This window comes from Aminobacter sp. NyZ550, from assembly GCF_025628925.2.
In the GTDB taxonomy this organism is placed as follows: domain Bacteria; phylum Pseudomonadota; class Alphaproteobacteria; order Rhizobiales; family Rhizobiaceae; genus Aminobacter; species Aminobacter ciceronei.
Genome location: NZ_CP114190.1, coordinates 556,566 through 565,000 on the forward strand (window position 1 = coordinate 556,566; position 8,435 = coordinate 565,000).

Annotated in this window: 8 protein-coding genes, 1 tRNA gene and 2 rRNA genes (1 of these 11 only partly in view); 8 read left to right on the top strand and 3 right to left on the bottom strand. The window is 60.5% G+C overall.

Annotation, left to right across the window (positions count from 1 at the left end):
* From N7E70_RS02735 to N7E70_RS02770, 8 genes are all read left to right on the top strand, one after another.
* On the top strand, positions 1–465 hold the full coding sequence (locus N7E70_RS02735; RefSeq protein ID WP_154387179.1) for a chemotaxis protein CheW: 465 nt from the start codon (positions 1–3) through the stop codon (positions 463–465).
* Complete coding sequence (locus tag N7E70_RS02740) at positions 462–1,358, top strand: CheR family methyltransferase (protein ID WP_192319484.1); 897 nt, start codon at positions 462–464, stop codon at positions 1,356–1,358. The genes N7E70_RS02735 and N7E70_RS02740 overlap by 4 nt, the downstream gene beginning before the upstream one ends.
* Positions 1,355–2,425, top strand: coding sequence for a protein-glutamate methylesterase/protein-glutamine glutaminase (locus N7E70_RS02745; RefSeq protein WP_067955471.1), 1,071 nt, complete (start codon positions 1,355–1,357; stop codon positions 2,423–2,425). Before N7E70_RS02740 ends, N7E70_RS02745 begins: the two co-directional genes overlap by 4 nt.
* The gene (locus N7E70_RS02750; protein ID WP_067955473.1) at positions 2,403–2,792 is read left to right on the top strand and encodes a response regulator; all 390 of its coding nucleotides are present in this window, start codon (positions 2,403–2,405) and stop codon (positions 2,790–2,792) included. The genes N7E70_RS02745 and N7E70_RS02750 overlap by 23 nt, the downstream gene beginning before the upstream one ends.
* 26 nt (positions 2,793–2,818) lie before the next feature.
* On the top strand, positions 2,819–3,325 hold the full coding sequence (locus N7E70_RS02755; protein WP_067965849.1) for a chemotaxis protein CheD: 507 nt from the start codon (positions 2,819–2,821) through the stop codon (positions 3,323–3,325).
* Positions 3,326–3,386: 61 nt separating this feature from the next.
* Complete coding sequence (locus N7E70_RS02760; protein ID WP_263005476.1) at positions 3,387–3,728, top strand: hypothetical protein; 342 nt, start codon at positions 3,387–3,389, stop codon at positions 3,726–3,728.
* Positions 3,729–3,836: 108 nt separating this feature from the next.
* Positions 3,837–4,652 (top strand): glycosyltransferase family 32 protein, encoded by an 816-nt coding sequence (locus N7E70_RS02765; protein ID WP_263005477.1) that lies wholly within the window; start codon positions 3,837–3,839, stop codon positions 4,650–4,652.
* 10 nt (positions 4,653–4,662) lie between these two features.
* Positions 4,663–5,391 (top strand): phytanoyl-CoA dioxygenase family protein, encoded by a 729-nt coding sequence (locus N7E70_RS02770; protein WP_263005478.1) that lies wholly within the window; start codon positions 4,663–4,665, stop codon positions 5,389–5,391.
* 419 nt (positions 5,392–5,810) lie between these two features.
* Here the strand turns inward: N7E70_RS02770 and N7E70_RS02775 are convergent.
* From N7E70_RS02775 to N7E70_RS02785, 3 genes are all read right to left on the bottom strand, one after another.
* Positions 5,811–5,887 (bottom strand) — tRNA-Met (locus N7E70_RS02775).
* A gap of 171 nt (positions 5,888–6,058) precedes the next feature.
* Positions 6,059–6,173, bottom strand: a 5S ribosomal RNA gene (gene rrf / locus N7E70_RS02780).
* Between the two features lie 100 nt (positions 6,174–6,273).
* Positions 6,274–8,435, bottom strand: a 23S ribosomal RNA gene (locus N7E70_RS02785) (it continues 650 nt past the right edge of the window).

An 8,435-nucleotide genomic window follows, 5' to 3' on the forward strand; every position in this document is an offset into this window, starting at 1 on the left:
ATGATCGAGACCACCAAACACGACAACAGCAGCCGCGAACTCATCGCGTTCCGTATCGGCGAGCAGGAATTCTGCGTCGACATCATGTCGGTGCGCGAGATCAGAGGCTGGGCACCGGCGACTGTGCTGCCGAAGTCACCGCCCTACGTCCGCGGTGTCATCAACCTGCGCGGCGCGATCCTGCCGATCGTCGATCTCGCTGCCCGCCTCGGCTTCCAGCCGCCGGAGCCTACGGTTCGCCATGTCATCATGGTGGCTCAGGTCGGCACCCAGGTGGTGGGCCTACTGGTCGACGCCGTGTCCGACATATTGTCGGTCACCGACGACGCCATCAAGCCGACGCCCGACGTCGCCTCGGACATGGCCAAGACCTTCGTACGCGGCGTTCTGGCCATCGAAGGCCGCATGATCAGCCTGATCGCACTGGACAACGTCCTGCCGGCGCTTGAGCCGATCGCGGCATGACCACTCTGCAAAACATCGACAAGCCGCGCAATCAGCGCCAGAGCCTGGTCGCCGGTGAGTTCGTGCTCACCGGCGAGGACATGCGGCAGATCGCGGCGATGCTCCATGCCGACGCCGGCATCCATCTGACCGAGGCGAAGGCAGCACTCGTCTACTCCCGGCTGTCCAAGCGCCTGCGGGCGCTCGGACTGGAAAGCTTCCGCGACTACTGCGCGCTCATCGCCTCGCGCGAGGGTCTCGACGAGCGCCAGAGGATGCTGGCGGCGTTGACCACAAACGTCACCAATTTCTACCGTGAGCCGCATCACTTCGAACATCTGGCCAAGCAGGTCCTGCCGCCGCTGCTCGAAGCGGCGAGGCGCGGCGGCCGCGTCAGGATCTGGTCTGCGGCATGCTCCAATGGCGCCGAACCCTATTCGATCGCCCTGACGATCCTGTCGCTGATGCCGGAAGCCGCCAACCACGACATCCGGGTTCTGGCGACCGACATCGACCCCAACATGGTCGCGTTCGGTCGCGAGGGAATCTACAGCGAGGCAGCCCTTCGCCCGGTGCCGCCTGATTTGCGCCGGCGCTGGTTCACGCCAGTCCGCTCAGGCGACGGCAACTCGTTCAGTGCTGCCGACGAAATGCGTACGATCGTGGCTTTCCGCGAGCTCAACCTGATCGGCGCATGGCCGATGAAGGGTCAGTTCCAGGCGATCTACTGCCGCAACGTCGTCATCTATTTCGAGGAAGCGACGCAGTCGCGGATCTGGAGCCGCTTCGTTCCGCTGCTGACGGCGGGCGGCACGCTCTATATCGGCCATTCCGAGCGCGTCTCAGGGCCTGCGACGGCGGATTTCCAGCCCGAAGGGATCACCACCTACAAGCTGCGCGAGGGCGCCGCATGAAGCCGGTTCGCGTTCTCATCGTCGACGATTCCGCCACCATGCGCACACTGCTTTCCGCAGTGCTGCGCCTCGACCCGGCCATCGAGGTCGTCGGCCATGCCGCCGACCCGCTGGAGGCCCGCGCCAAGATCAAGGAACTCAATCCCGACGTCATCACGCTCGACGTCGAGATGCCGAACATGAACGGGCTCGAATTCCTCGAGAAGATCATGCGGCTGAGGCCGATGCCCGTCATCATGGTGTCGAGCCTGACATCAAGGGATGCTACGGCCACGATCACGGCCCTCGAGATCGGCGCCTTCGACTGCATTTCCAAGGCGTCGTTCAGCGACGACCGCGCCTTCGGCACGCTGCAAGCGACGGTGAAGGCAGCAGCACGTGCCCAGATCCGCCCGCTGGCGACGAACCAGCCGAGCGACGCGCGCGAGCAGCCTGCTGCCAACGCTGACTATGTGCCCAACGGTAAGGTCGTGGCGATCGGCTCGTCGACGGGCGGCGTCGAGGCGCTGATCACCGTGCTGTCGCAGTTTCCGGAGAACTGCCCGCCCACCGTGATCACCCAGCATATGCCGGCAGCCTTTACCAAGAGCTTCGCCGAGCGCCTCAACCGCATGTCGCGGCCACGTGTCAGCGAGGCCGTCGATGGCGCGCCGCTGACGACCGGGCACATCTATCTCGCCCCCGGTGGTGCCACGCATCTCGAGATTTCTGGGCCCGGCCAGTTGCGCTGCCGGCTGCGCAGCACCGATCCGGTCAATGGCCATCGGCCGTCGGTCGACGTGCTGTTTGCCTCGGTCGCCAAGGCGACAGGGTCGAAATCAGTCGGCGCGATCCTGACCGGCATGGGTCGCGACGGTGCCGCCGGACTGCTGCACATGCGCCAGGCCGGCGCCGGCACGATCGGTCAGGACGAGGCCACCAGCCTTGTCTACGGCATGCCCAGGGTCGCTTTCGAAGTCGGCGCGGTCGAGCGGCAGGCGCCGCTGGACAAGATCGCCTCCCATATCCTCGCGCTGACGCGCTCGAATTCCAACGGAGCTAAAAATGTCCTTCCTCGAACACTTTAAGGTCCTCGTGGTCGACGATACGACGACCAGCCGCATGCTCATCACCGATGCGCTGCAGGAGATGGGCATCCGCAAGATCGCCATCGCCAAGGACGGCGAGCAGGCGCTGCGCATGATGATGGAGCAGCCCTCGCACATGGTCATCTCCGACTTCAACATGCCGAAACTCGACGGGCTGCAGCTGCTGAAGGCGATCCGCTCCTACGGCCCGACCCGGGCGACGCCGTTCATCCTCCTGACCGGCAAGGGCGACCGCCAGCTCCTCGAAGCCGCCGTGGCACTTGGCGTCAACAACTTCCTGACCAAGCCGTTCACCACGCCGGCGCTCAAGAAGGCTATCGAAGCAATCGTCGGGATCCTTAAGTGACCCTTGTAAACCAGCGCATTACCGTCATGCGCGGCGAATACCACGTGGTCGACCGGGAGGACGTCGTGCTGACGACCATTCTCGGCTCCTGTGTCGCCGCCTGCATTCGCGATCCCTTTGCCCGGACCGGCGGCATGAACCACTTCCTGCTGCCCGGCAACAATGGCCGCTCGTCGCTCGATGCCCAGAGTTACGGCGTCCATCTAATGGAGTTGCTCGTCAACGGCCTGCTGCAGCGTGGCGCCCATCGCCACCGGCTGGAAGCCAAGCTGTTCGGGGGGGCCCGGACCATCGAGGGTCTTTCGGATATCGGCGCGATGAACGGCGAGTTTGCCGAGACGTTCCTGCGCAATGAAGGCATCAGCATCGTCGGCGGCGACCTGGGCGGCGATCGCGGCCGCCGGGTCGAATACTGGCCATTGTCGGGGCGCGCCCGCCAGGTCATGCTCTCCGGCGACAAGGGTTTTGTTGCGCCTGTTCCGCCCAAACAGCCGTTGGTCGCGCCTTCGGGCGGTTCCGTCGAGTTCTTCTGATCTCCTGAAAGGCCGTTCCGACATGCCATCGCGTGCCACTGCACTTTGCCATGAGACGCTTGTGCCCGTTTCCGAATTGCTCGGACGGGTGAGCAGCGAGTTGAATGACATCGCCGCGCAAGTGGAAAGGCTGCATCCGCTGGTTTCCGCCCAGAGCAGCCAGCTCGCCGGCAGCGACCCGCATTATGCGCAGGCGCTGCAGAGCTTCGATCACATCGAGCAGAAACTCCGCTGCTTAGCCGGCTATCTCGACGAGATCGGGACGGGCATGAGCCCGGACTGGCAGCTCGATCCGCAAGCGGCCCTCGCAGCGATCACCCTTTCAGACCTCGCAGCACACCTGGCCGACCAGACCTCCGAGCAGCCGAACGCCGCGCCATCGGGCGATTTTGAGCTGTTCTAGCCGCGATTTTGAGCTGTATAGCCGCAATGTCCCCCCTGCCAGACCAGACAGCCCCTTCTCACGCCCACGCTCGGGCTGATAACACGGTCGCAATCGGGGACGAATGGAATGACAAAACCGCCGCTGCGGCTTTTCCAGATCATGATCACCGACGGCGCGCAGCCGTCGCCAGCGACAACGGACAGCTTCGCGCGCAACGTCGAGTCGTTCAGGTCGACCTATCCCGACGCTGAGTACCGGCGCTACGACAACGAAGAACTGACCGCATTTCTCTCCGCCAGCTATCCCGAACCGGTACTGCAGGCATATCAAGCGTTGACGCCTTACGCTTTCAAGGCGGACCTGGCGCGCTACTGCCTGCTGCATAGCTATGGCGGGCTCTATTCCGACCTGTCCTATCTCCACCTGCGCCCGATCGCGATCGGGAGCCGCTGCAAGATGGTGGTTTTTCGCGACATATCAGGCCATCCGTCCTGGGCGACGAGCAACGCGCTCATCTATGCCGAAGCCGGCAATCCGGTTCTGGCGCGGGCGATCGACCGCATCGTCACGCATTTCAACGCCCGCTTCTATGGCCACTCGTCGCTGGAACCGACCGGACCCTATTTGTTCGGCCGCGTCCTGGCCGAGACGTCCGACTGGCGCTCGATCACCTTCGGCGACTCGCCGCGGCTGAACACCGACCGAACCGGCAGGGTCAACATCGTCAAGATGATGCCGTCCGGAGAAATCGTGGCCATCCGCAACAAGACAGCGGAAGGCGAGTTCAGCGATCTGGTGCCATCAGGCGGAAACAACTACAACCGATTGTGGAGCGAACGGCGCATCTGGGGCGAGCCGGACACGCGTGGCCTGATCGAGCGGCTGCGCTCCGATCTCAAGGCGAAGCGGGTGCGCAAGCGCCGATCGCTGAAGCAGGGCTGAGCTGGGGTGCATGGATCCGAAACTGACGAACCTGAGCCTGAGAGACGGTTATTGCGTTCTGCCGCAAGTCTTCGACAAAGCCGAAATCGAGGCATTTCGCCAAGCTGCCGTCGACAATCTCGGCAGCATGGGACAGACACGTAACGTCGCCCACTCCTACCATCTCGCCGGCTTTCATCGCTTTCCAGCCCTGGCGGCAGTCCACGCCAGGATCGCCGCCGACGAGACGATCAACCGGTTCCTGCAGGCCTATTACCAGGACATCCCGTATTTCGCCCTTGGCTTGAGCGACATTACGGTCAATCGTTCCCAACACTGGCACACCGATCTGCTGCGTGGCCGCTACAGCGGTTTCCTCAAGGATTGCGATCCCTGGGCGGAGACGGCCGGATGCCTCAAGGCACTGGTCTATCTGCAGGACGGCGCCAGCCTTCGGATCCTGCCAGGCTCGCATCTTACGCCCACACCGCTCGATGACACACGGCTCGAAGCCCTTGCGGAAGCGTCGGCCGCGGACGTCGTTCGCATCGACGTTAGGGCCGGCGACGTGGTTATCATGGACATCCGCGCGCTGCATCGCGGGTCGACTGATGCAGATATGGCAAGCGCGGAGCTCGCCGCGCGGCCGAAGATCCTGGTGTCGACGGTGTTCGGTGGTGTCGGCTCGGCCTTTTCGCAGGCGATGCAGATCGGCAATGCGCATAGGATGGCCGACTGGGACAGGCGCTATTTGGCTTAGGCCTTCAGGAGCATGAGGCGGACGGGCGGAGCAGGTTTGGTCGAGGCCTGCCAGCTCGAGCTCCGGCGACCTTTGCCGGCGCGGACCGTGCAGCACTTTCAGCTGTCGCGTCACCAGCGTCCAGCCACGACAGAGCCGTCGGTGGTTTTGACCTTTGGGGGCTTTTGATTGTTGGGTCTGCGGCTTTGGAGGCCGCCTCACGCTTCAAGCTCGGGCTGTCACGTGGTTCGAGACAGCAAGAAGCCCGCCGTGGTTTTCACCTTGGCGGGCTTTTATTGTTGGTTGCGGGGACAGGATTTGGCTTTTTGTCCCGCTTTGTCGGCTTTGCCTCCTAGCGGGCCCCTGATGCAGGTTCAACTCGACCGTCACCTGCGTCCAAATACCAAAACAGCCCAGACAAGCTGGACTGTTTTGGTATTTGGTTGCGGGGACAGGATTTGAACCTGTGACCTTCAGGTTATGAGCCTGACGAGCTACCGGGCTGCTCCACCCCGCGCCACCGGACATTTTGCGACAGGCAAAATGTCCTTTTTCAACGCTTTCCGACTTTTGCCACGGGCAAAATGTCTTTTTGTCTGGCTTTTGCCAAAGGAAAGGGCCGCTTACGCGGCCCGTCTACCCGTTGGCGGGCCTTTTGTATCGAGAAGATTTAACATGCGCTTGGCAGACCTGGCAGCGACTTACTCTCCCGCGTCTTGAGACGAAGTACCATCAGCGCTGGAGCGTTTCACGGCCGAGTTCGGAATGGGATCGGGTGCAGCCGCTCCGCCATAACCACCAGGTCGGCAAAGCGCATGTTAATCGAGAAGCTGTTTTTGTGCTTTTGTCGTTTTTCGTGACGATCCCTTTGGGATCGCACTGCGATGAACATAAGGAATGAGAACGATCAAGCCTATCGAACTATTAGTACCGGTAAGCTTCATGCGTTGCCGCACTTCCACACCCGGCCTATCAACGTGGTCGTCTTCCACGGTTCTCAGGGAATACTCGTTTTAAGGTGGGTTTCCCGCTTAGATGCCTTCAGCGGTTATCCCGTCCGGATATAGCTACCCTGCTATGCGGCTGGCGCCACAACAGGTCCACCAGAGATCCGTCCATCCCGGTCCTCTCGTACTAGGGACAGATCCTTTCAATATTCCTACACCCACGGCAGATAGGGACCGAACTGTCTCACGACGTTCTGAACCCAACTCACGTACCGCTTTAAATGGCGAACAGCCATACCCTTGGGACCTGCTCCAGCCCCAGGATGCGATGAGTCGACATCGAGGTGCCAAACAACCCCGTCGATATGGACTCTTGGGGGTCATCAGCCTGTTATCCCCGGCGTACCTTTTATCCGTTGAGCGATGGCCCTTCCACACGGGACCACCGGATCACTATGACCGACTTTCGTCTCTGCTCGACTTGTCAGTCTCGCAGTCAGGCGGGCTTATGCCATTGCACTCGACGACCGATTTCCGACCGGTCTGAGCCCACCATCGCGCGCCTCCGTTACTCTTTAGGAGGCGACCGCCCCAGTCAAACTACCCACCATACATTGTCCCGGACCCGGATAACGGGCCGCGGTTAGACATCCATAGAGATAAGGGTGGTATTTCAAGGGTGGCTCCACCAAGGCTGGCGCCCTGGCTTCAAAGCCTACCACCTATCCTACACATGCCACTACGAATGCCAATGTAAAGCTATAGTAAAGGTGCACGGGGTCTTTCCGTCTAACCGCAGGAACCCCGCATCTTCACGGGGAATTCAATTTCACTGAGTCTATGCTGGAGACAGCGGGGAAGTCGTTACGCCATTCGTGCAGGTCGGAACTTACCCGACAAGGAATTTCGCTACCTTAGGACCGTTATAGTTACGGCCGCCGTTTACTGGGGCTTCGATTCAAAGCTTGCACCTCTCCTCTTAACCTTCCAGCACCGGGCAGGCGTCAGACCCTATACGTCGTCTTGCGACTTCGCAGAGCCCTGTGTTTTTGATAAACAGTCGCTACCCCCTGGTCTGTGCCACCCTCACCCTGCTTGCGCAGGAAAGGGTCACGCTTCTTCCGAAGTTACGCGTGCAATTTGCCGAGTTCCTTCAGCATAGTTCTCTCAAGCGCCTTGGTATACTCTACCAGTCCACCAGTGTCGGTTTCGGGTACGGTCTATAAGGAGGAGCTATTTCCTGGAACCACTCCGCTGCAGGGATCAATCCAATAAGACCCCACAACATACGTGATCCGTCACTTCCTCCAGGCCCACGAATATTAACGTGGTTCCCATCGTCTACGCATTTCTGCCTCGACTTAGGGGCCGGCTAACCCTGCTCAGATTAGCTTTAAGCAGGAACCCTTGGACTTTCGGCGGGGGTGTCTCTCACACCCCTTACGTTACTCATGTCAGCATTCGCACTTCTGATACCTCCACCGCCCCTCACAGGTACGGCTTCGTCAGCTTACAGAACGCTCCGCTACCGCTTGCAGCAAGCTGCAAACCCTAAGCTTCGGTGTATGGCTTTAGCCCCGGTACATTTTCGGCGCAAAGACCCTTATTTAGACCAGTGAGCTGTTACGCTTTCTTTAAATGATGGCTGCTTCTAAGCCAACATCCTGGTTGTTTTGGGATCCTCACATCCTTTCCCACTTAGCCATAACTTGGGGACCTTAGCTGTAGGTCAGGGTTGTTTCCCTTTTCACGACGGACGTTAGCACCCGCCGTGTGTCTGCCGACTAGTACTCCCAGGTATTCGGAGTTTGGTTAGGTTTGGTAAATCGGTGAGATCCCCTAGCCCATCCAGTGCTCTACCCCCTGGGGTATTCGGTCGACGCTCTACCTAAATAGATTTCGCGGAGAACCAGCTATTTCCGAGTTTGATTGGCCTTTCACCCCTAGCCACAAGTCATCCCGAACTATTGCAACAGTTATGGGTTCGGACCTCCAGTAAGTGTTACCTTACCTTCATCCTGCTCATGGCTAGATCACTCGGTTTCGGGTCTAATGCGTCGAACTGAACGCCCTGTTCAGACTCGCTTTCGCTGCGCCTACACCTACCGGCTTAAGCTT